This is a genomic window from Corallococcus sp. CA041A (assembly GCF_003612075.1).
Lineage (GTDB): Bacteria > Myxococcota > Myxococcia > Myxococcales > Myxococcaceae > Corallococcus > Corallococcus exiguus.
Genome location: NZ_RAWF01000174.1, coordinates 1 through 21,080, shown reverse-complemented (window position 1 = coordinate 21,080; position 21,080 = coordinate 1). Strand labels below are relative to the sequence as shown.

Sequence of the window (21,080 nt, the reverse complement as noted above, 5' to 3'; positions counted from 1 at the left end):
CAGGTAGCTCTTCCCCGTGGACGGCGACTGGTAGGTCAGCGTCATCCCCGCCGCCATCGAGCACCTCACCACGTAGCGCATCACCATCTCCGCCGTGGCGGGGTCCTGGTGGAACCAGGTCTGGAATGCGTTCGTGGACAGGCCATTCACCGTCAGGCCATTCACAGTGAGGCCATTCACTGTCAGCCCATTCACCGTGAGGCCATTCACTGTCAGCCCATTCACCGTCAGCCCATTGGAGGAGACGAGCGCGTCCGGGGACTGGCCCATCACCTCCGTGGCTTCGTCGATGGGAGCACCGCAGCCCACCAGCGCCGCGGCCAGACAGAAGAGCGCCGTCCAGGGGGAGGAACGGAATGAAACATTGCGAGGGGGATTGAGCTGCATGGGGACTGCCTCCGCGTGAGGGCCTCACGAGCCGTGCGGCCTGATCAACCGGTAAACGCACTCCGACGAAGCGAGCAGCACCCCTGCCCTCCCGGCCCATCCCCTTCGGTCCTTCGCACAACACGCGCGGCGTGCGGCGGCGGACGCTCCCTCCCTCAGCGCATGGCTGCGAACGCTCACCCCTTCCAAAAAGGTCAGGCAGTCCGCGTCCTGCTCCGGCCGGCCTTCGCCTTCGCCTTCGGGCGCGGCGGCCGAGGCAGCCGCACCGTGAACGTCGTGCCGTCCTTCTGCGTCGACGTCACCTCCACCGTCCCCCCGTGGGCCAGGACAATCTCCTTCACGATGAACAACCCCAGCCCCAGCCCGCTGTTGCGCCGGCCGCCCTGCTCACGCTCGCCCTCGCCCTGGTGGAACGGATCAAACAGCCGCTCGCGCAGCTCCTCCGGGATGGGCGCACCGGGGTTCTGCACCTCCAGCACCTGGTGCTCGCCCTTCGCCCAGCAGCGCAGGAACACCGGCGAGTCCGGGCTGCCGTGCTCCAGCGCGTTGCCCACCAGGTTGGAGAGCACCTGCGCCAGCCGCTCCGCGTCCCACTCCCCTTCCGCCTTGCCGTCCACGTCCACCGCCACCGCGCGGTCCGGGTACGCCGCGGACAATTCGTCCACCACCTGCTGACACACCGCCCCCAGGTCCGTGGGGGCCTTGCGCAGCGGGATGCCGCCGGCCAGCCGGGCGCGCGTCAAATCCAGCAGGTCCGCGATCATGTTCCCCATGCGCGTCGCGGAAGACTCAATCCGCTGCGCATGCTGACGGTGCTGCTCCGGCGTGCACTCCAGCGGCCCCCGGCGCTTCTGCGCCCGCGCCGACAGCACGATGGCGTTGAGCGGGTTGCGCAGGTCGTGCCCCAGGATGCCGATGAAGCGCTCGCGGAAGCGCGCCTCCTCCACCATCGTCTCCATCTGGCGGGTGCGCTCGGTGACGTCCATCATCGAGCCAATCATCCGCACCGGGCGCCCCTCGTCGTCGCGCGCCAGCACGCCCCGGTCCAGGACATGCGCCCAGCTGCCGTCCGCGCGTTGGAAGCGGTACTCCTCGCTCCAGACGTCGCCCGTGGACGCGACGAACTCCACCAGCCGGTCCACCACCCGGTCCCGGTCGTCGTCGTGCACGCGCTCGCCCCACCAGCCCAGCTTGTGCTCCAGGATGGACGTGGCGTGGCCGAACGCGTTCCCCGTGCCCGGGTCCCACCGCACGTGGTCCGTGGCGAAGTGCCAGTCCCACAGCACGTCATGCGTGGCGCGCGTCGCCAGCCGGTAGCGCTCCTCCGCCTCCCGCAGCGCGCTCACCGTCTGCTCCGCCCTGGCCAGCGCCGCCTCCACCTCCTGCCGCGCCGCCCGCTCCCGCTCCGCCTGATGCGCGTCCGCCGCCTGGCCCTCGTCGCGAGGTAGCAGCCACAGCGCCAATCCCTCTCCGTGCCGCACCACCACGTACCGCCGCCCCGCCGGGTCCCCCGGCAGCAGGCCCACATGCGGAACACCGCGCATCAGCACGCGCACGAACGTCGCCACGTCGAACAGCGCGGCGCCCTCCCGCGTCCACAGGGACACGTGACGGCCCAGCTCCAGGGAGCGCACCCAGCCCTCCGCCGGGACGTTCATGGACGTCCAGCGGAAGTCGAGCGCTTCGCCTGTCTCCCCGTGCAGCGGCTCGAGGAGGACGCAGGGCGTCTCGCTGTCAGCGGGCAGTTCCCATGCCGGAGCCATTCCCGGCCCCCAGGACAAACCCATCATCGTGCTCCCCCCGACGCTACAGGTCTGTTCCCCCACCCTTCACGTCGGTGCCGGGCAGGCTGGAAAAACCCGCGTCTCACGGAATACTGACACATCTGGCCAAGAGTGGAGCAGCCCTGGAGGGCAGGGTGCGCGAAAATCGGTTCACCCCCGAGCAGTGGACCTGCCCTTCAGGACAGGTCAGTACCGGCCCTTGACGCCAATGATGGGCAGGGCAATGGGCAGTCCCACCGCACTCTTGGTCAGGGGTTGCCGGCTGTAGCCGCCGCCCAGGTAGTCGAAGCCCAGCGTCTCCGTGTTGAGGGTGACGTTGAGCATGTCCAGATAGGCCTCCAGGGTGAACGTCTCGTAGGCCCAGGCCTTGGAGACGCGCAGGTCGAAGCGGAAGAAGGGCGGCAGCCGGTCCACCTGATCGCGATCCACCTGCACCCACGCGGGGCGGCCGTCTGAGTCCACGCCCTCGCGGTGCGTCTGGCTTCCCAGGGTGCCGTACTCCGGGCGTCCGCTGTTGAAGTGGAGCACGCCTCCCAGGGTGATGTTGTTGGAGAACTTGTGGCTGACCACCAGGTTCAAGATGTGTGTCTGGTCGAACGCGAAGGGCAGGTCCGCGGAGTCCTCGGAGATGGCCCGACCTGACGAGTCATATCGATAGAAGGTGGTGCGCCGCGTGCTGCGCTGGAGGCTGTACGAAAGCCAGCCGAACCAGTTGTTCCCCAGCGGGTAGCGGATGAGCAATTCCAACCCATACGCCAGGCCATGGCTGGTGAAGTCCGGGATGTCCCAGTCGTCCCGGCTGACAGGCGGTCTATCGACGTCGATCTGCCGCGCGCGCACCCGGCGGAAGCCGTCCTGGCGAGGCGGGCCCCCACCGGGCGGAGGCTCAACGACGTCCGGGGCCCCCGGGTCTCCGATGTCGTCCGTGAGGCCCTCGTCGGAGAAGGGCGTGAGCTCGATGGTGCGCAGCATGGGGTTCACATAGACGTCCAGCCCCACCTCCCACTTGTCGAAGGCCTTCCACTCCACGCCCGTGGAGAGCTGCACGCCTTCCTGGAGGCCCAACAACAGACTGCCCACGTCCACCACCGGCAGGCTGATGAGGGTGGTGGGCGGCTGGTGGAAGATGCCGGCGCCGCCCTTGAGCGTCACGGTGTCGGTGAGCCTGTGGCGCACGGTGAGGCGCGGCTCGATGACCTTGTGGTCGAAGCCGCCGGACAGGTGGTAGCTGTCCAGGCGCAGGCCGGGCACCACCGTCCATCTGTCATTGGGCGTCCACACGGTCTCCGCGTACGCGCCGGTGAAGGTGGCCAGCGCCACGGGCACGCGCACCGTGTCCTCCTCCACCGGTTGGCCGTTCTCCACCGTGAGCACGTCCACGATGGCGCGCTTGTGCTCCAGGTCCGCGCCCGCGCGCAGCAAGAGCCGCTCATCCAATGGCACGCTGTAGCCCAGGCGCCCGGAGAAGTTGTCCTGGTCGATGTAGATTTCGTTCCCGTTGTCCGGCCCGCGAGACACGACAGCGAAGCGGTCCAGGCCCCACGTCCCGCCAATCTCGAGCTCACCCTTGCCCAGCGGGTGGCGGCCGCGCAGGTCCACGCGGTGGAAGGCGACGGACTGGAGCGCGGTGTCGCCCTGGTCGTCCTGCGCCTCCGAGCCGAACGTGTCCGACGAGCCAAAGGCAAACAGCCGCAGCTTGCCCTGCCCCACGTCCTGCTCCACGCGGGCCTGGTAGTCCCAGAAGTCCAACACCACCTTTGGATTGGTGCGGCCCGGGGGCGGCGGGTCCTGCAACTGATTGGCCGCCAGCGCGATGATCCACGGCGTATAGGAATAGCGGCCCGCGAGGCTGACGTTGGTGCCGGTGGACTTGAAGGGCGTCTCGATGAAGAAGCCCGCGTTGATGAAGTCCGCGTAGGCGCTGCCGTGCACGCGGTCATCGCGAGGCCGGGTGAGGCGTCCGTCGATGGCGCCGCCCATCAGCCGGCCGTACTGCGGCGGCGGCGAGCCCGGATAGAAGTCGATGGCGTCCAGGAAGTCCGGGTGGATGACCGCGGGCCCCAGGAACAGGTGGAAGAGGATGGGGATGCGGATGCCGTCCAGGAAGTAGCCGGTGGACGCGGGCTGGCTGCCGCGCACCACCGGGTACGCCACGCCGGACAGCATGCTGCCCACGCCCGGCAGCAGCATCACCACGCGGAAGGGGTCGCCCATGGTGCCGGGCACTTCCCGCAGCTCCGCGTCGTGCAGCGTGATGCGGCTCACCTCCGTGCGCTCGCGGTCGCCGCGCACCACCGTCTCGTAGGGGTTCAGCACGAGCGGCTCCAGGCCGTAGACGACCTCCAGCGACTCGGTGGACTTCAGCGCCTCGCGGAACAGGCCGGGCTTGTGGCCGGGGGCGAACACGCGCACCGCCTGACCGCCCGTAGGGAAGCGCGCCTCGAAGCGGCCGTTCTCGTCCGTCTGCACCGGCGAGTCCGGCGCCGCGTCCGACACCAGCGTCGCCCCAATCAACGGCCGGCGGTTGCCCTTCTCCCGCACCAGGCCCTTGAGGGTGATGGGGCCCTGCGGCATGGGAACGCCGCCGTCCGCGCTGGAGGCCATCGGGACGGGGGCCTCGAAGCGGTACTCGAAGAACAGGCGCACAGCGACGGGCTGGCCCTCCATCATCGCGGGAGAGAAGCGCAGGGACGGCGCCGCGTGCAGCGCGGCTTCGTTGAGCAGCGGGTGCACGCCGTCCACCAGCGTGGCGGAGTCCACCTCGCCCGCCTCGTCCACCAGCAGCTCCAGCTTCACCGTGCCCGCCACGCCCTCGCCCACCAGCCGGGGCGGGTACGGCGCGGGCGAGTCCCTCACCAGCGAGGGCGGCACGAAGGCCGCCAGCGAGGGGCCTCCGTCCGTGCCAGCAGCCGCCGCACCAGGCTCCACCGCCCAGCCGCCATCGGTGGTGCGCTGGAGGTCCGCCTCCTTCGAGACCGAGCCCGTGCCCCCGTCCTGGGGGCCGTCCCCTTCCGTCCACGGCGCGCCCATGTTCCGCGGGGCAACGCCGGGGGTGAGGTTCTCCTCCGTGACGGGCAGGCCCGCGTCCAGGGTGTCGCCCAGCCGGGCACTGCCAGGGTCCGCTTCAGGAGATTGGGCTTGAGCCGGCCACGACAGGCACAGGCAAAGCACCAGCGCGGCGGCGTGCCAGGGGGTGCTCCTCTTCGCGAAGGTCATGGGCGATGGCGTTCGTGCAAGGAAGGTCCCGGCCAGCATCCATGAGGCCAGGGGATGTCCTCCCTGACAAGCGCTGCTCCGTGACGCGTGCCATCACCGCCCGCCCGGGGCCGTGCGGGCAACGGACCTTTTCCGCTGGAGGACATTTGCACTCCGCGTCACGTCTCGCCGTGGATGACGGGACCGCTCCCCGGGACAGGGCGCCCCATTTCAGATCCATCCCCACCTTCCAGGAAGTCGCCCTTTCCCATTCCCGGACGCCATGCCCATGGTGGAACGCCCCAACCCTCCCAGAGCACTCTCCAACGACATGCACCAAGGCAGGGTTCGCGTGGCGCCCGGCGTCACGCGAGCCCGCTTATGATTCCCCCGCCGTCCCTGCGCTACCTTCCTCACGGACTGCTCGCGTCACTGCTGTTGGGCCTGATGTTGATGCCGCTGCTCTTCCCGCCGTCACTGGCGCGCGCGGGCAATGAAGGACCGGACACGTTCATCGACGAAGGGCCCCCCGGGGCCACGCCCTCCAGGGAGGCCACCTTCGTCTTCACCGCCACCACGCTGAAGCCCGTGTTCTGGTGCTCGCTGGACGGCAGCCTCTACATCCCCTGCGAATCCCCATGGCGCCTGAAGGACCTGCCCGTGGGCGAGCACACCCTGGACGTGTACGCGGTGGACGTGAACACCGCGCAGCGCGACTCCACCCCGTCCGGCTGGGTATGGCGGGTGACGAAAGCCGACCCGCGCGCGGGCACGGCCCGCCCGCCCGCGTCCGCGCCCTGAAGGCCCCTTAGCGGCGCGTGGGCAGGATGGCGCTGGCCACCAGGCTCATCAGCTTGAGCTGGGGGCGCGGCAGCCGTCGCACCGCGCGGAGCAGGCGGCGCATCTCCGGCAGGTCGTCCTTGTCCGTGGAGTCCTCCTCCCACAGCCCCGCGCCCGCCGCCGCCGCCAGGGCCAGCCCCAGGGACGCGTCCGCGGACAGCTGCAGCGCCAGGCACAGGCGGAACAGCGTGGGGACGCTGGGCATCATCTTGCCCCGCTCCAGCCGGCCGTAGACCTCCGACGCGATGCCGACGCGATCCGCCACGTCCGCCTGCGTGAGGCCAGCCCGCAGCCGCGCGGCCCGGGCCGCCGCCCCCACGCTGACCGCCAGCTTGCGCTCCAACTGCCGCCGCGACAGCGCCGCCGCCGACGCGGGCGCCACACGGGGCTTCTTCCGGAGGCGGCCGGAAGCGAGAGGACCTCGGGGGTGGGTTTTCACCACATCAACCTTGCACGTGACGTCCGGTGGGGTGGCCGCAAGGCTCGCGACCCCTCCACCGCCGGAGCGGTTCAGAGGTCGTTATAACCCGCCACGTCAGTCGGGCCCATCCCTATATGGCAGGTAGTCCTGCATTCCCTCGCCCACGGGAAGCGCGTCGTTCATGGCGCCATTAGCCCACATGAAACGACACGCGAATCCTGGAAGGTCTGGGAGATTGTCCGGGTTCGGGGCCCCGGGGTTGCGCCGGGGGGTCAACCGTCCGTCGTGGCGACGCGCTCCCAGCCATCCGGGTAGTGCGTGACGAGCCCCGTGGCGTCGGTGTCCACCTCGGCGACGAAGGCGCCTCCCGCGCTCTCGTAGCGGTAGCGGGTGGAGGACAGCCGGGTGTAGCGCTGCTCCAGCCGCTCCAGGGACAGGTCCGGCAGCCGCACCCACGCGGCCGTCACGTCCCGGGACTGGCCTGGTTCCAGCCCCAGCCGGCGGATGGGCAGGGTGTTGGTGGAGGGGGTGACGCTCAGGTCCACGTCCACGCACCCGCGCAGCTCCGGCACCTCGCGTCCGTCTCGCCACCAGCGCTGGTGGTCATCCACCTGGAGCACCAGCGTGCGCCGCGTGCCTCCCTGGTGCACGGCCAGCCGCACCTCGCGCGTGTGCCAGTCCGGGTCGCACGCCACGGTGTAGCGCACGAGCAGCGGAAGCCCCTCGCCCACCAGCACCACGGTTCCGGTGAAGAGGGGCCCTTCGGCGGACTCCCACAGCTCGAAGTGCTCGGTGCCGGGAGACTCCAGGCGCCGCCAGGTCAGGGCTTGCAGGCAGCGGCCCTCGGGCGCTCCGCCGGGCCGGGCGGTGCGCGCCGTCATGGGACGGGCGGCCTCACGGCGCGCCACGTCCGGCGTAGAGGCAGTCCAGGGCCTCGTCCAGCAGGCACAGGGCGGCGTCGCTCCAGCCGCGCAGCCGCTGCTGGGGCGTGGGGCGGCCCACGTGGGGGATGAGCTGCGCGTCGGCGGCGTCCTCGATGAACTGCGCCTGCTGCTCCGGGTTGAGCTCCGCCCAGCGCCGGTGACCCACGGCCTTGCGCCAGTCGTAGCCGTCACCCAGGTATTGCGCGGCGAGCGCACCGCTCAGGTAGCCCGTGCCGCCGTGCTGGTGCTGCCACACGTGCGTGAGCTCGTGCACCAGCAGCCGGAAGCCCACCGCGCCGTAGCCGGGCGGGATGAAGAGGACGTCGCCGTGGGCGAACGCGCGGCCCGGCAGGCCCAAGAGGCCCAGGGCGCCTTCCTTCACGCGCACGCAGCGGTAGTCCAGGCTGTCGCCGAAGATGGGACGCAGCCGGTCCACCTCCGCGTCCGTCAGCCGGCGGCCCACGGGCTCCAGGCCCGTCACCACCTGCACGGCGGACAGCACGCGCCCGCCCAGCATCAGCACCAGGTCCACCGGCACCTGCGCCACGCGGAACAGGCAGCGCTTGAGCTGGGGCAGCCCGTCGCGGGAGCGCCCCGTCGCGCAGCGGGCCATGCCGCTGGCGAAGAGCATCAGCGCCAGGTACGCGCTGCGCGCGGCGCCCGCGGACGCCCCGGCGATACCGGTGAACAAACCGTGGCCCGCGTCCGCCACCCGCGCCGTCAACGGCGCCAGGCGGGGAGCGTCACCACGGCGGGAGTCACGGACTGCTTGCGGATTGAGCGAGGTGGGAGACCCCAAGGACCCTCTCCAAGAGCGAGCGCAGCTCACCGGCGCGCCAGGGCCGGCCGAGTGCGAAGTGGGTGTCACAAGCCGTCAGGAAGGTGGCGCTCGCTTCAGGACGGAAACCAGAGGACAGGAGGATGCGCGGACCGTGGAAGCCCCGGTCCACCAGACGGCAGAGGAAATCGCTCACGACGCGGCGATCCGCGTCCAGGTCCAGCACCAGCCCGTCCACCGCCACGCCCATGTCCAGCCGCCGGTCCGCCGACGTCGCCCCCAGCGACGTCACGATCCGGCACGCCAGTCCCACCTCACGCGCCACCGCCAGCCGGACCTCCGGGGCCTCGGAGACCACCAGCAGGACCGGCGCCGCCTTCCCCGTCCGGGGCGAAGCGACCGGGACCCGGGCCCCGCGCCGCGCACCCGGGACCGCGGGCGCCGTGGGACGGCTGAAAGCGAATTCCGGGACAAGGAGGGAAGATGGTGCGGTGGACACGCCCCAAACAATAAGCAGCAAGAACGGAAATATCAAGCTTGGCTTGAATCACCGTCAGAACGGGGAGCTCCTACCAGGGTGAGGGATGCGATCTCCGGGGCGGGGCCCAGGCGCAAGGGGGGGCCCCAGTAGCCCGTGCCGCGGTGCGTATAGACCCGGGTCCCGGCGACGGTGGCCAGGCCCTGGACGACGGGCTGCTGGAGCTTCACGAAGAACATGAAGGGGAAGATCTGCCCGCCGTGGGTGTGGCCGGACAGCTGGAGGTCCACGCGCAGGCCCTGCAGGGACAGGGCGGTGCGGGGCTGGTGGGCCAGCAGCAGGCGGGGCACGTCCGGCGGGGCGCCAGCGAGCGCGAGGTCGGGGCGGCTCTCCAGGGGCGGATCGATGTGGCCGGCGTCGTGGTCGGTGACGCCGGCGACGACGAGCTTCGCGCCGTCGCGCTCCACGACGCGGTGCTCGTTGGTGAGGACGGTGATGCCCAGCCGGGCGACCTCGGCCATCCAGGCGCGGGCGCCGTGGTAGAACTCGTGGTTTCCGGTGACGTAGTAGACGCCCAACGAGGCCTCGAGGGACGCGAGCGGCGTCATCTGGTCGCGCAGCTCCTCCACGGAGCCGTCCACCAGGTCGCCGGTGATGGCGACGATGTCCGGCTTCAGGGCGTTGACCTGATCCACCACGCGCTGGAGCCACACGCCGTCCAGGGTGGGGCCCACGTGCACGTCGGACAGCTGCACGACGCGCAAGCCCTCCAGGCCCGGGCCCAGGTCCTTGAGCGCCACGGTGGTGCGCTCCACGCGGGCCTTGCCGCGCGCGGTGACGAAGGCGAAGGCCACGGCGGGCACGACGGTGCCCAGCACGGCGGCCGCGCGGCCCCGGGCGAGCGCGTGCATGTCCGTGACGGTGCCGGACAGGGACAGCGCGGCGCCGACGACGTCCGAGGCCAGCACGGCGGTGAGGAAGATGCCGAACGCGCCCAGCCAGAGGTACGCGCCCCACTGGATGACGCGGGAGAAGCCGGTGGCCTCACGGCGCGCGGCGCGGAAACCCGCCAGCAGGATGAGGAAGCAGAAGCCCAGCAGTCCCCAGCCCACGGCGGCCCAGGGGGCGGGCCAGCCGGGCGCGGTGAAGAGGCGCAGGCCGATGTAGACGTGCAGCGCGACGGGCAGGCCCAACCCCAGGAGGAGGGACAGCACCGACCGCCAGCCCGGAGCCCCGGCCGGGCGCCGGGCCCGCCGCGATGAAGCTTCTTCCGAGGACACGTCCGTCGTCACGCGCGCCACCCTGTCGTCCCGGGAGCCGGGACGCCTTCGAGCGCGGGAAGATAACGGCCACCCCCACGCCGCGCCCGCCAGCCCCGCCGGACGCCTGGCGGGCCGTCATGAACTAGTATTTCTTGATAAACATGGAATCACGCCCTGGGTATTCCTGGCTCGCGCTGGCGCTGTGCAGCGTGTTGACGACGGGCTGCGCGACCGCGACGTGCCTCGACAGTGTGACGTGCTGTGTGGAGGCACACCCGGGCAATCCGGCCGCGTGTGGACTCACGGCGGGCGAAGCGGCAGCCCTCATGGGAGCCGCCGCAGGCGCCGGGAGTGCGGCCGCGATCACGTCATCTCAAGCGAAGGAGGATGAGTTCGCGCACAACGCCCACCTTCCCGAATGGAAGCAGCGGTGCATCCGCGCATGGAACGACTGTGCCGACGGTAGACTCGATGGTCCCTGCACAGCCTGTCTCCGCCGCTGCGAGGGACAACACGAGTGGCCTGTCGATATGTGCGGGCCGAAGCCGAGGAAGCGTTAGATGACCGCCCGACCCGATTGGGACGCGATACGGGACCTGTCGCGTCGTGTGCTGCGAGAGGGAGCCCCCCTGGCCCTCACGCAGGACGTGCGCGCGCTCCTCCTCCGCACCGCTGACGAAGTCGGCATCGACAGCGCCTCCGAAGCCCTCCGGACCGATGCCGGTGCGCTCACGCTCCTGCGCGAGTGCGCCCGCCGCATCACGGACGGATCCAACAGACTCATGGATGCGCTGCACCGGATGTTCCGGTACCAGGACGCGGGCGATTACGAGCGAGCGCGCCAGGAGATGCGCGACGTGCTCTCTGTCGAAGTCGTCCCCTACTACCGCGAGGCAGCACAGGGACAGCTCGACGACATGGCCGACGCGCCGTGACCGGTCTGGGCGCGGCGCCCCAAAGGCAGCCGCGCCCTGCCCCTGTCAGCTCCGCGCCCGGCGGCGGCGCACCAGGGCGCCCAGGCCCACCAGCGCCCAGAGGCTGATCATCCCCGCGGGCGCCGAGCCGCAGCCGCAGCCCACGTCCAGGTCGGTGGGGCCTCGCACCTGGAAGTCCACCTCCGGTGAACGCAGCCCCGCCTCGCCCTGCGGCGTCACGACCTGGGCGACGACCTTGTGCGCCCCCGTCGCGAGCGCCTTGTCCGCCGTCAGCACGTGGCGGAAGACGCCTTCGTCATCCGCGGTGGCGGTCGCGAGCGCCGTGCCGTCCAACTCCAACCGCACGGACGTGCCGGGCAGCGCCACGCCCACGAACATGAAGGTCGGATCCACCGTCGAGCCCTCCTCGGGCACGAGCACCCTGGGCGTCGCAGGATCCACCGGGCCCGCGTCGGAGCCGCCATCCGTTCCGCCGTCCGCGCCGGGCACCACCACCTCGAAGCCCACGACGTCGGAGTACGGCCCGTCATCGCCCGCCTCGTTGTGCGCGTGCACCGTGACCTTGTGCGTGCCCACGCTCAGCGGCGCGGTGGCCGGCACCTGGTAGCGGAAGCGGCCCAGCAGGTCCAACGGCACGATGTTGTCCGGCCCGTCGTCAATCACGACGCCCACGCTGACGCCATTGGCCGCGGTGCCGGCGAACAGCGGCGTGGGCCCCACCGTGTCCCCGTTCGAGGGAACCACCAGCACGGCCATCTGCACGACGCCACCGTCCGCGAGCACCACCGCGGGCGTGGTGAAGCGCACCGGCGTGGAGGGCTTGCTCGCCACGCCCAGCGACTCCGCCCACGCGACGACGTCATGCGCGCCCGCGCTCAGCGGCGCGGTGGGGTCGTAGGTGAAGCGGCCATCCGAGCCCGGCACCGCCGCGCCAATCTCCCGCCCATCCACGACGAGGTGGACGACCGGCCCGTTCGTGCCCGCGGTCCCTTCGAAGCGAGGGCGCGTGGTGGTGGACGCCTCGCCCGCCACCGGCGCCGTGATGACAGGCGTGACGGGGACCTGGAAGGACTGGGACAGCTCCTGCACCGTCCCCGTGGACGTGCCCGAGCCCCCGTCCGGAGTGCCGGCATCCGACGTCGTGGTGGCCGGCCCCGCGCCGTACGAACCCGCGCCCGGGTAGGCGGACACGCCCGCGCTGCCCGCGCTCGCGTTGGGCACACACGCGAGGGTCTTGCCCTCGAGCAGGATGCGGCCCCCGGCGCCACCACCGCCCGGCCCGAAGGGCTGCTTGTCCAACTGGGTGTTGCCGCCCGCGCCGCCCCGCGCCTCGACCCCGCCGCAGTTCACGATGTCCACCGCGCGCAGCACCACCGCGCCGCCCGCGCCGCCACCGCCCGCGCCGTCGTTGCCCGACGAGGCCCCCGCGGTCGAACCCGAGGCGCTGTAGATGCCCTTGCCCTCGAACGCGGTGGAGCGGATGAACACCACGCCGCCGCCTGCGGCGCCGTTGGAGCCGGCCTGGTCGGAGCCCTGCCCCGCGCCGCCGCCACCGCCGAACGTGAAGCGCTCGAACACGGAGTAGCTCAGCGCCGCGCCGCCCAGCCCGCCCTGGTCGCGCGAGCCGTCCCCGGAAGCCGTGCGCCCGCCAATGCCGCCCACGCCGCCGTGCCCGCCACCGCCACCGCCGGCCGCCGCGCAGTTGCCGCCGCCACCGCCGTTGGTCAGGTTGCCGCGCCCGGTGGTGATGCCGGTGCGGGAAATCTTGCCAGCCACGCCCTCGCCGCGCTCGGAGCCACCCTTGCCATGGTCCAGCTCCAGCGCCGTGCAGCCATTCAGGTCGGCGATGTCGGCCTGGAAGACGCCGCCCAGGGAGCCCAGGCCATCCGCGTCGATGCGGCCTTCGTTGACCACCTTCCCACTCACCAGCATCGCGAGGATGCCGCCGGACTTGCCATTCCATGGCGTCACGGTGAGCCGCGCGCCCGCCTCGATGACGACGTCGGAGTACTCGGCCACGCGCACCACCTGGGCGCGCCCGGAGGCGTAGGCGTAGCGCAGCGGTGCGGTCAGCGTGAGGAGGGCGGGCGTGGAGGACGACACCTTCTCCAACCGCGCCAGTTCCCAGCGCCCCAGCGTGACCGCCCCCGTCAGCGCCACGGGCTTCGTGTTGCCCACGTCAGGCGCGGAGGACAGGCCGGTGCTCTCGTGGATCATCACCAGGTCGCCAGCGGAGATCTTGAGGCCGGAGACGACCAGCTCCTGGCCCCCCGCCGCGACGCTCTTGCCCAGGGGCGCGTCCACGCCCATGGCGACGCCCTGTCCCGAAACGAGGTTGAGCACGCCGTCGCGTCCGGTGCCCAGGTCAAAGGAATCCGGCTCCGCGCGAGCGACCTGCGCCAGGAGCAATCCAACGATGAGAGCCAGCGTGATGCGCATTCCCCCATGGTGCCCCACCGGGCGTCCGGGGTCGAGGGTGGCCCAGCCGCTTCAGCGGGACGGAATCAGGTCCTGGAGCCCCCGCGCGTTGACGGGCGCGAAGAAGGGCTGCCGCAGGAGCCGTCCCAGGGCGCGGCGCTCGACGCAGAGCAGTTGGAGCGAGTCCTCCCACTCCCCCAGCACGGCCACCGCGCGCACGTCGGCCGCGTCGCGGTACAGGTCGTTGAGGTTGTGCACGAGCGCGGACACGTCCTCCACCTCCCAGCGCTCCGTGACGTCGCCCGCCGCGACGTGCAGTTCCAGCACGGGGCGCTCGCGCACGTCCACGACCTTGAACTTCCGGGCCGCGCCGCCCATGGCCGCGGTGAGGGGGCCCACCAGCTCATCCGGTCGGACGCCATACCCCACGGCGAGCCCGCCCTCGAGCAGGCCCGCGTCGCACAGCCGCAGCAGCGACACGTGGGGAGGCTCGCCCTTGGGTACGAGCCCGGACGCGGCGGCGGAATCCTTGAGCAGCCGCTCGCGGTCGAGCGCATCCAGCAGGGAGGCCATGGCCGGGCCACCCTATCAGGGCTCCTCGCCCTCCCAGTAATCCACCTGCGCGTCCAGGGGCAGGTACGCCATCAGCGTGCGCGCGGCCTTGTCACCTCCGGGCGCGGCGCCCGCGAAGACGCCCACCTTCTTCGAGTCCGGGTACACGAGCACGTCCGGCGCCTCCATGGTGGAGAAGCACAGGTAGCGCAGAGGCTCCGCGCCGTCGTTGATGAGCTGGTGCGCGCACTCCGCGCCCGGCGGCAGCGCGACGTAGTCCCCTTCGCGCACGGGCAGCGTCTCCGTCCCCAGGCGCAGCGAGCCCGTGCCGGACAGGACATAGACGGCCTCTTCATTGCCCAGGTGGTAGTGCAGCGGCCACGAGCGGCGGCCCGGAGGAAGCTCCACCAGGCTGCACCCGAGCTTGTGCCCATGCGCGGCGGCGCCCAGTTGCTTGCGCTTGAGCGCCACGCGGCTGCCGTGGGCGAGCTCGGTCCAGGGAACGTCTTCGGCGTGGATGAGGTGGGGCGAGGCCATGGCGGACTCCTGTTTCACGGGCGCTCCGCGACGAGCGCGAACACGCGGTGGGGAACGGACATCGGCTCCTGGGGGAAGCGCGCGGTGAGGAGCGCGGCCAGCGCGGCGTCGAAGCGGGCCACCTGCGCTGGAGGGAGCATGGCGCCAATCCGCGCGTTGGCGCGCATCCGTCCGCGCCACGCTTCGTGGGTGTAGGGCGTGAGCGTGTCGAAGGTGAAGGACGTGAGGGACTGGAAGCCGGCCACGCCCACGTCGCGGAACCACTGCGGGTAGATGCCCACGCCTTGTCCGAAGTGATCCACGGCCAGTTTGACGCGAGGGCTGAACTCCTCCACCAGGGCCTCGGTGGCCTCCAGCAGGTTGCCGGGCAGGGCCGTCCAGTCGAAGTGGCAGAGGATGAGCTTCCCGCCGGGCTTGAGCAGGCGGAAGGCCTCGCGCGCGGCGGCGGCGCGGTCGAACCAGTGCCAGCACTGGCCCGCGAACACACGGTCGAAGGAACCCGAAGGCAGGCCGGTGTTCTCCGCGGGCGCTTCACGGAAGTCCACGCGGAGGCCCTCGTCGCGAGCAAGTTGTGCCGCGGCCTCCAGCTGCGGCGCGGATACGTCCAGGGCGGTGACGTCGCAGCCGCGCCGGGCCAGGTTGCGCGCGACGGTGCCGGTGCCGGTGCCCAGGTCGAGCACCCGCAGGCCGGACGTCAGCACGCCGTCCTGTTCGAGCCGTGTGTAGAAGGCCTCCGGGAAGCCTGCCCGGTGCTTCGCGTAGTCCGACGACGTGCGTCCGAAGTCCACGTTCATGGTCGTTCTCCCCGCCAGGTCATGCCTCGGCCATGGGGAGGCTCAGCTCGACAGGAGGGTCCAGTCGAGTCGAGACTCCGCTCCAGGGAGGCACGCGAAACATGGTGCGTCGTGCAGGGGGACGTTCTCAATCTCGATTCGACCATCCAGTTGAGGAGGAGTTGCTGCGCGCGGAGGAGGCGGCGGCCCTGCTGGGGGTAAAGCGAGCGACGCTCTACACGTACGTGAGCCGGGGGCTCGTGCGGTGCGTGCCGGAGAAGGGCACGAAGGAGAACCGCTATCTGCGCGCGGACGTGGAGCGGTTGAAGACGCGCCACGACGCCCGCGCGGGCCACGCGGCGGTGGCATCCGGAGCACTGCGCTGGGGCGAGCCCGTCATCGACTCGTCGGTGTCGCGCATCAGCGAGGAGGGACTCTCCTACCGGGGCCACGACGCGGTGGAGCTGGCCACGCGAGGCCACCGCTTCGAGGCCGTGGCGGAGCTGCTGTGGACCGGGCATCTGTCACTGGAGTCCACGACGTGGCCCGCACCGGAAGCACCGTGGGACAACGCCGGGAGCACGGAGCCTCCGGTGCGAGGCAAGCGGCAGTCAGCTTCGGAGCGCGTTGCTTCAACGCCCAGGGACGCGTTGCTCGTGTCTCCCACCGCGCTCGCGGCCATGCTGCCGCGAGACACCCCGCCCCTTTCAGCGCTCGCCGCGCTGGTGCCGCTCATCGCCGCGAGCGACGCGGGCCGCTTCGCCGCTCCCGTGGAACAGGACATGCTCCGCGCACGTCGGATCATCCGTCACCTGGGCGCGTGGGTCTGCGTGGCCCAGGCTCCCAGCCGCGTGTCGCGAGCATTGAAGGAACCCACGGTGGCCGCTTCACTCGCCACGGCCTGGGACGCGAAGCCGAAGCGGACCGCGGAGCTGATCAACCTGGCGCTGGTGCTCTGCGCGGACCACGAGCTGAACACCTCCACCTTCGCGGCCCGCGTGACAGCGTCCTCCGGAGCGGACCTGTACGCGTGCATCAGCGCGGCGCTCGCGGCCATCTCCGGCCACCGTCACGGCGGCGCCTGCGACCGCGTGGAAGCGCTCATCGCGGAGGTCGGCCGTCCCGAGCGCGCCGCGCAGGTCGTCCACGGACGACTGCGCCGGGGTGAAGCCGTGACGGGCTTCGGCCACCGCCTCTACCTGAAGGGAGACCCGCGCACGCCACCGCTCGTCGCCGCCGCGTCGAGCGTGAAGCCCGAAGCACCCAAGGTCCGCGTGGCCCGCGCCGTCATGGACACCATGCGGGACGCCGGCCATCCGCCCCCGTCCCTGGACTGGGGCCTGGTGATGCTCGCGGACGCGCTGGGCCTGCCTTCCGGCGCCGCCACCGTGCTGTTCAGCCTGGGCCGCACCGCGGGCTGGGTCGCCCATGTCCTGGAGCAGCGTGAACAGGGCCACCTGCTCCGCCCCCGCGCCCGCTACGTGGAGCCCCCGGCCCGGTAGCACCTTGAAACATGACGGGCGGCTGTCACATGGCGTGCACGCCGCGCGGCTTTCCGTTTGGCGCTCCGGGCTCCCGTGCACACACTGGCAGCCCCGTGAGCACCTCCCGTCCGACCCTGCCCTATCCCGCCCTGATGTTGCTCGGCAACGTGGCCTTCATCGCCTCGTGGATCGTCATCCTCAAGCGCCCCGAGGGCTGGCAGCTCGTCGGCCCCGTCCTCCTCGCCCTCTTCCTGGCCCTGCGCGTGGGCGGCGTGTGGAAGTACGCCCTGAACCACCCGGACCCCGCCGGCCGCACGAGGCGCTCCGCCATCCTCTCCACCGTGCTGGCCGTGCTGGCCGTGGGCCTCTGGGGCTACACGTGGATGAGCGGTCCCCGCTAGCAAACGAAACGGGCGCCCCTTCCGTGAGTGGAAGGCAGCGCCCGTCGTCACTTCCCACAGCGGAAGCAGTCCCGCGTCAGACGTTGAAGCGGAAGTGCATGCAGTCGCCGTCCTGCACGACGTACTCCTTGCCTTCCACGCGCAGCAGGCCCTTCTCCTTCACCGCCGCCTCGCTGCCCAGCTTCACCAGGTCCGTCCACCCGAAGACTTCCGCCTTGATGAAGCCGCGCTCGAAGTCGGAGTGGATGACGCCCGCCGCCTGCGGCGCCTTGAAGCCCTTGTGGATGGTCCACGCGCGGCACTCCTGCTCGCCCACCGTGAAGTACGTCCACAGGCCCAGCAGCTTGTAGCCCTCGCGAACCACCTTGTTCAGGCCGGGCTCCGTCAGGCCGGAGTCCGCCAGGAAGCCGGGGCGGTCGGCCTCGGCGAGCTGCTGGATTTCCGACTCCAGCGCCGCCGCCAGCACCACCACGCCCGCGCCCTCCTTGGCGGCCATGTCGCGCACCTGCTGCACGCGCGGGTCGCTGTCTTCCTTGCCAATCTGCCCTTCGCTGATGTTCGCCACGTACAGCACGGGCTTGTCCGTCAGCAGGAACAGGTCCTGGATGGCCGCCTTCTCGTCGTCGGTGAGCTTCTGCGCGCGCACCGTGAGGCCTTCATCCAGCTTCGCCTTGATGCGGTCCAGCAGCGCGACCTCGGCCTTCGCCTCGTCGCCCGCCTTGCCACCCATCTTGGTGTTCTTCAGCGAGCGCTCGCGGCGCTTCTCCACGGTCTCCAGGTCCTTGAGGCACAGCTCCGTGTCGACCACGTCCCGGTCCCGCACCGGATTCACGCCTCCCTCGACGTGAGTGACGTTGTCGTCCTCGAAGCAGCGCAGCACGTGGAGCACCGCGTTCACCTGCCGGATGTTCCCCAGGAACTGGTTGCCCAGGCCCTCGCCCTTGGACGCGCCGCGCACCAGGCCGGCGATGTCCACGAACTCCAGCGACGTGGGGATCTTCTTCAGCGGCTTGACGAGCGCCGACAGCTGGTCCAGGCGGTCGTCCGGCACCGGCACCACGCCCACGTTCGGCTCGATGGTGCAGAACGGATAGTTCGCCGCCTGAGCGCCCGCGGCGGACAGGGCGTTGAACAGGGTGGACTTGCCCACGTTGGGCAGACCGACGATGCCAATGGAGAGAGCCATGATGGATTCCTGGAACAGGCGGGCGCGGCGGAAGACTCCCGGCCGTTAGGCCGAGCGGCGGGTCGCCGAGGCGCTGGTGGCGCCGGGCAGGCCCTGCACGAACTGCTCGGCCAGCGCGCGGTGCTTGGCGTCGTCCATGCGCTCGCTCATGAGCTTGCCGGCCACTTCCATGGCCAGGTCCACGGCCATGGAGCGGACCTCCGCGATGGCCTTGGCCTTCTGGTCGTCAATCTCGCGGCGGGCGGACTGCTTCAGCTCCTCCGCCTCCTTGCGGCTCTTGGCCATCAGCTCGTCGCGGAACTTCTCCATGTCCGCCTGCACGCGGCGGGTGGTCTCCGCGGCCTCGCGGCGGGCCTCGGCGATGGCCGTCTTCTGGTCGGCGAGCAGCTTCTCCGCCTCGGCGCGCTCACGCTTCGCGCTCTCGATGGCGTTGGTGATCTGCTTCTCGCGCTCCTCGACGAGCGACAGGATGGGCCCCCACGCCTTCGCCCGCAGCACCAGCAGGACGATGACGAAGGTGACGATGGTCCAGAAGATGAGGCCCGGACGGACCTCCACGAAGCTGCTGGCGGCGAGGACTGAGGGCAGGAACATGGCGGGTCCCGGTGAAGCGAAAAGACAGAGGGAGGATGCGGGAGACTTCAGGTGCGACGGTACGGCGGTACTGCGAGCCGGAACGCCGGCGCCCCTTCTTCCCGAAGAGGACGCCGGCTCCCGGTGACACCAACGCCCTGACTCAGACCTTGATGGCGAGCAGGATGCAGACGACCAGCGCGAACAGCGTGGCGCCTTCGATGAGCGCCGCGGCGATGATCATCGTGGTGCGGATGTCGCCGCCGGCGGCCGGCTGACGGCCCGTGGCGTCCATGGCGGCGGCGGCCAGCTTGCCGATGCCGAGGGCGGCGCCGATGATGGAGAGACCCGCGCCGATACCGGCGGCGAGGAACGCGAGAGCGATGTTGGTCATGGGAGCACGTCTTCTTTCGTGAGGCGGGACCCGCTTGTGGGGGGGTCGTGAAATCCCTTTAGGACTACCTCCGGCGGCCTTTCGAACCGCCGGGTCTTCAACCGGAGCGCGCCGTCACAAAGACGTGCGCCCCGTCAACTTGTCCGGCTCAGGCGTGGTGCGCCTTGCCGTGGTCGTGGCTCTTGTCACCTTCGTGGTGCTCGTCGTGGTGGTGGCCCATGGCCACGCTCATCCCGATGAACAGCGCCGACAGCATGGTGAACACGTACGCCTGCACGAAGGCCACGAACAGCTCCAGCAGGTAGATGCCGAAGGCGAACGGCACGCTCACCAGCGCCACCGCGGGGTTGCGGAGCATGAAGATGAGGCCCAGCAGGAAGAAGATGACGATGTGGCCCGCCAGCATGTTGGCGAAGAGACGGATGGTGAGCGCGAAGGGCTTGGTGAACAGGCCCAGGACCTCCACCGGAATCATGATGGGCCACAGCCAGGGGGCCACGCCGCCCGTCAGGTGCTTCAGGTAGCCACCGATGCCCGCGGCGCGGATGCCCGCCGCCTGCGTGACGAAGAAGGTGCACAGCGCCAGGCCGCACGTGACGGCGATGTTGCCCGTGGCGGTCGCCATCCAGGGGAACAGGCCCAGCAGGTTCATGAAGAGGATGAAGAAGAACGCGGTGAGCAGGTAGGGCACGTAGCGGGGGCCCTCCTCCTTGCCGATGTTCTTGATGGCCAGCTCGTCGCGCACGAACAGCACGAGCATCTCGAAGAGGTTCGCCCCGGCGCCGCGCGGCACGAGCTTCGTCTTGTCGCGGTTGCTCCAGATGAGCAGCGCGCCGATGAGCAGCAGCGCCGCCAGCCACATCATCACCGTGTGCTTGGTGATGGAGAGGTCCAGGCAGCCGGCGCCCAGGCCCGGGTAGACCTCGCCGTGACCGCCGCCGTGCGGATCCGCCACCGGCGTGCAGGCGCCATCCTTCAGCGGGATGAGGATCCGCGGCAGGTGGATGGGGATGTGGTTGTTGCTGAGGGGGATCTCGAACTCGTACTCGTTCGAGTCGGACACGTGGTGGAGGATGTAGCCGGCGACGTCATCGCCCTCGGCGTCCTTGTCCTCGTTCGCGTAGCCGTGCTCGCCGGCCTGGTCGGAGGCCCATACGACGCCCGCGAACAGACAGGCGAACAGCACCATTGCCTTGCGCATCACTCGTCTCCGCCCGCCGTGTCTTTCGACGCGGCCATCACGTAGCTGACTTCAATCCACTGCAGCGCGAAGTAGACGCCGAAGAAGCCGCCCACGAACGCGATCGCGCTCAAATTCCGGGACACCACCCACGCCAGCCCAATCCCCACGCCCACGCCCCTGAGGGCGAAGACCACACCGACCACCTTCAACGCCGCCTTCAAATCCGCCTGCAACGACGCGCGCCGCTTCAGCACCAGCGCCAGCACGCCCGTCATCGCCGCGATTCCCACGCCCAGCAGCGCGGCGACCCGGTCCTCCGTCACCTTCGGCAGCGCCGCCGCCACCACCGCGCCCACGCCCATCACCGCCGCCGCCAGCCCCGCGTGCGTCCAGAACGGGTCCCGCTTCGGCTGTCCGCCCGTCCCCGTCACTTGCGCTTCCCCAGCCGCGTCATCGCATGGAGGAAGCTGTAGAACCCCACGCCAATCCCCACCAGGCTCAAGCCCAGCAGCAGCCAGGGCGACGTCCCCAGCCACTTGTCCAGGAAGTACCCTCCCAGGACCCCCACCACCGCCC

The 21,080-nt window shown here is 70.8% G+C and carries 21 protein-coding genes and 1 pseudogene; 4 read left to right on the top strand and 18 right to left on the bottom strand.

Going from position 1 to position 21,080, the window contains the following annotated elements; all coding sequences use genetic code 11:
- From D7V77_RS27360 to D7V77_RS27350, 3 genes and pseudogenes are all read right to left on the bottom strand, one after another.
- A pseudogene (locus tag D7V77_RS27360) lies at positions 1 to 387 on the bottom strand (hypothetical protein); the annotation flags it as partial.
- A gap of 194 nt (positions 388 to 581) precedes the next feature.
- Entirely contained in the window at positions 582 to 2,150 is a 1,569-nt protein-coding gene (locus D7V77_RS27355; protein WP_158624501.1) for an ATP-binding protein, read from the bottom strand.
- A 207-nt stretch (positions 2,151 to 2,357) separates the two neighbouring features.
- Positions 2,358 to 5,387, bottom strand: coding sequence for a TonB-dependent receptor (locus D7V77_RS27350; protein ID WP_199733900.1), 3,030 nt, complete (start codon positions 5,385 to 5,387; stop codon positions 2,358 to 2,360).
- 360 nt (positions 5,388 to 5,747) lie between these two features.
- On the opposite strand from D7V77_RS27350, the gene D7V77_RS27345 reads away from it, so the two are divergent.
- Positions 5,748 to 6,167 carry a hypothetical protein gene (locus D7V77_RS27345; RefSeq protein WP_120579241.1) on the top strand — a complete coding sequence of 140 codons (420 nt, stop codon included), beginning with the start codon at positions 5,748 to 5,750 and terminating at the stop codon, positions 6,165 to 6,167.
- Positions 6,168 to 6,174: 7 nt separating this feature from the next.
- Here D7V77_RS27345 and D7V77_RS27340 read toward each other — a convergent pair whose 3' ends face one another.
- The 5 genes from D7V77_RS27340 to D7V77_RS27320 form a co-directional block, all read right to left on the bottom strand.
- Positions 6,175 to 6,588: a helix-turn-helix transcriptional regulator gene (locus tag D7V77_RS27340; RefSeq protein WP_223639461.1), complete on the bottom strand. Its 414-nt coding sequence runs from the start codon at positions 6,586 to 6,588 to the stop codon at positions 6,175 to 6,177.
- A 311-nt stretch (positions 6,589 to 6,899) separates the two neighbouring features.
- Entirely contained in the window at positions 6,900 to 7,508 is a 609-nt protein-coding gene (locus D7V77_RS27335) for a putative glycolipid-binding domain-containing protein (RefSeq protein WP_120579247.1), read from the bottom strand.
- A gap of 13 nt (positions 7,509 to 7,521) precedes the next feature.
- Positions 7,522 to 8,349 (bottom strand): DUF4157 domain-containing protein, encoded by an 828-nt coding sequence (locus D7V77_RS27330; protein WP_233597260.1) that lies wholly within the window; start codon positions 8,347 to 8,349, stop codon positions 7,522 to 7,524.
- Positions 8,309 to 8,686 carry a hypothetical protein gene (locus tag D7V77_RS27325; protein ID WP_233597259.1) on the bottom strand — a complete coding sequence of 126 codons (378 nt, stop codon included), beginning with the start codon at positions 8,684 to 8,686 and terminating at the stop codon, positions 8,309 to 8,311. The genes D7V77_RS27330 and D7V77_RS27325 overlap by 41 nt, the downstream gene beginning before the upstream one ends.
- Before the next feature lie 173 nt (positions 8,687 to 8,859).
- On the bottom strand, positions 8,860 to 10,020 hold the full coding sequence (locus D7V77_RS27320; RefSeq protein ID WP_120579244.1) for a metallophosphoesterase: 1,161 nt from the start codon (positions 10,018 to 10,020) through the stop codon (positions 8,860 to 8,862).
- Between the two features lie 608 nt (positions 10,021 to 10,628).
- On the opposite strand from D7V77_RS27320, the gene D7V77_RS27315 reads away from it, so the two are divergent.
- Positions 10,629 to 11,003 (top strand): DUSAM domain-containing protein, encoded by a 375-nt coding sequence (locus D7V77_RS27315; RefSeq protein WP_120579239.1) that lies wholly within the window; start codon positions 10,629 to 10,631, stop codon positions 11,001 to 11,003.
- A gap of 45 nt (positions 11,004 to 11,048) precedes the next feature.
- On the opposite strand, the gene D7V77_RS27310 is transcribed toward D7V77_RS27315, so the two are convergent.
- Genes D7V77_RS27310 through D7V77_RS27295 form a run of 4 tightly spaced genes read right to left on the bottom strand, consistent with a single transcriptional unit; the run spans position 11,049 to position 15,304 of the window.
- Positions 11,049 to 13,442: an MYXO-CTERM sorting domain-containing protein gene (locus D7V77_RS27310; protein WP_120579238.1), complete on the bottom strand. Its 2,394-nt coding sequence runs from the start codon at positions 13,440 to 13,442 to the stop codon at positions 11,049 to 11,051.
- A 51-nt stretch (positions 13,443 to 13,493) separates the two neighbouring features.
- Positions 13,494 to 13,994 carry a hypothetical protein gene (locus tag D7V77_RS27305; protein ID WP_120579237.1) on the bottom strand — a complete coding sequence of 167 codons (501 nt, stop codon included), beginning with the start codon at positions 13,992 to 13,994 and terminating at the stop codon, positions 13,494 to 13,496.
- Between the two features lie 15 nt (positions 13,995 to 14,009).
- The gene (locus tag D7V77_RS27300) at positions 14,010 to 14,510 is read right to left on the bottom strand and encodes a cupin domain-containing protein (protein WP_120579236.1); all 501 of its coding nucleotides are present in this window, start codon (positions 14,508 to 14,510) and stop codon (positions 14,010 to 14,012) included.
- Positions 14,511 to 14,524: 14 nt separating this feature from the next.
- Positions 14,525 to 15,304, bottom strand: a complete 780-nt coding sequence (locus D7V77_RS27295; RefSeq protein ID WP_120579235.1) for a class I SAM-dependent methyltransferase — start codon at positions 15,302 to 15,304, stop codon at positions 14,525 to 14,527.
- A 101-nt stretch (positions 15,305 to 15,405) separates the two neighbouring features.
- Between D7V77_RS27295 and D7V77_RS27290 the strand changes: the two genes are divergently transcribed.
- Both D7V77_RS27290 and D7V77_RS27285 read left to right on the top strand, forming a co-directional pair.
- Entirely contained in the window at positions 15,406 to 16,785 is a 1,380-nt protein-coding gene (locus tag D7V77_RS27290; protein ID WP_120579234.1) for a citrate synthase, read from the top strand.
- A gap of 95 nt (positions 16,786 to 16,880) precedes the next feature.
- Positions 16,881 to 17,168: a hypothetical protein gene (locus D7V77_RS27285; RefSeq protein WP_169822075.1), complete on the top strand. Its 288-nt coding sequence runs from the start codon at positions 16,881 to 16,883 to the stop codon at positions 17,166 to 17,168.
- A gap of 76 nt (positions 17,169 to 17,244) precedes the next feature.
- Here the strand turns inward: D7V77_RS27285 and ychF are convergent, their stop codons facing one another.
- The 6 genes from ychF to D7V77_RS27255 all read right to left on the bottom strand — a co-directional run.
- Entirely contained in the window at positions 17,245 to 18,354 is a 1,110-nt protein-coding gene (gene ychF, locus D7V77_RS27280) for a redox-regulated ATPase YchF (RefSeq protein WP_120579233.1), read from the bottom strand.
- Positions 18,355 to 18,399: 45 nt separating this feature from the next.
- Positions 18,400 to 18,948, bottom strand: coding sequence for a F0F1 ATP synthase subunit B (atpF, locus tag D7V77_RS27275; RefSeq protein WP_120579232.1), 549 nt, complete (start codon positions 18,946 to 18,948; stop codon positions 18,400 to 18,402).
- Positions 18,949 to 19,090: 142 nt separating this feature from the next.
- Positions 19,091 to 19,321, bottom strand: a complete 231-nt coding sequence (locus D7V77_RS27270) for an ATP synthase F0 subunit C (RefSeq protein ID WP_014400382.1) — start codon at positions 19,319 to 19,321, stop codon at positions 19,091 to 19,093.
- Between the two features lie 148 nt (positions 19,322 to 19,469).
- Positions 19,470 to 20,522 (bottom strand): F0F1 ATP synthase subunit A, encoded by a 1,053-nt coding sequence (gene atpB / locus D7V77_RS27265; RefSeq protein ID WP_120579231.1) that lies wholly within the window; start codon positions 20,520 to 20,522, stop codon positions 19,470 to 19,472.
- Positions 20,522 to 20,935, bottom strand: coding sequence for a hypothetical protein (locus D7V77_RS27260; RefSeq protein WP_120579230.1), 414 nt, complete (start codon positions 20,933 to 20,935; stop codon positions 20,522 to 20,524). Before D7V77_RS27260 ends, atpB begins: the two co-directional genes overlap by 1 nt.
- On the bottom strand, positions 20,932 to 21,080 hold a 149-nt coding region (locus D7V77_RS27255), incomplete at its 5' end, for an AtpZ/AtpI family protein (protein WP_199733899.1). The genes D7V77_RS27255 and D7V77_RS27260, both read right to left, overlap by 4 nt.

Excerpts from the sequence above, each read along its gene's own strand:
- D7V77_RS27355 (WP_158624501.1), bottom strand. The coding sequence starts at position 2,150 with ATGGCTCCGGCATGGGAACTGCCCGCTGACAGCGAGACGCCCTGCGTC.
- D7V77_RS27350 (WP_199733900.1), bottom strand. The coding sequence starts at position 5,387 with ATGACCTTCGCGAAGAGGAGCACCCCCTGGCACGCCGCCGCGCTGGTG.
- D7V77_RS27345 (WP_120579241.1), top strand. The coding sequence starts at position 5,748 with ATGATTCCCCCGCCGTCCCTGCGCTACCTTCCTCACGGACTGCTCGCG.
- D7V77_RS27335 (WP_120579247.1), bottom strand. The coding sequence starts at position 7,508 with ATGACGGCGCGCACCGCCCGGCCCGGCGGAGCGCCCGAGGGCCGCTGC.
- D7V77_RS27315 (WP_120579239.1), top strand. The coding sequence starts at position 10,629 with ATGACCGCCCGACCCGATTGGGACGCGATACGGGACCTGTCGCGTCGT.
- D7V77_RS27310 (WP_120579238.1), bottom strand. The coding sequence starts at position 13,442 with ATGCGCATCACGCTGGCTCTCATCGTTGGATTGCTCCTGGCGCAGGTC.
- D7V77_RS27305 (WP_120579237.1), bottom strand. The coding sequence starts at position 13,994 with ATGGCCTCCCTGCTGGATGCGCTCGACCGCGAGCGGCTGCTCAAGGAT.
- D7V77_RS27300 (WP_120579236.1), bottom strand. The coding sequence starts at position 14,510 with ATGGCCTCGCCCCACCTCATCCACGCCGAAGACGTTCCCTGGACCGAG.
- D7V77_RS27295 (WP_120579235.1), bottom strand. The coding sequence starts at position 15,304 with ATGAACGTGGACTTCGGACGCACGTCGTCGGACTACGCGAAGCACCGG.
- D7V77_RS27290 (WP_120579234.1), top strand. The coding sequence starts at position 15,406 with ATGGTGCGTCGTGCAGGGGGACGTTCTCAATCTCGATTCGACCATCCA.
- ychF (WP_120579233.1), bottom strand. The coding sequence starts at position 18,354 with ATGGCTCTCTCCATTGGCATCGTCGGTCTGCCCAACGTGGGCAAGTCC.
- atpF (WP_120579232.1), bottom strand. The coding sequence starts at position 18,948 with ATGTTCCTGCCCTCAGTCCTCGCCGCCAGCAGCTTCGTGGAGGTCCGT.
- D7V77_RS27270 (WP_014400382.1), bottom strand. The coding sequence starts at position 19,321 with ATGACCAACATCGCTCTCGCGTTCCTCGCCGCCGGTATCGGCGCGGGT.
- atpB (WP_120579231.1), bottom strand. The coding sequence starts at position 20,522 with ATGCGCAAGGCAATGGTGCTGTTCGCCTGTCTGTTCGCGGGCGTCGTA.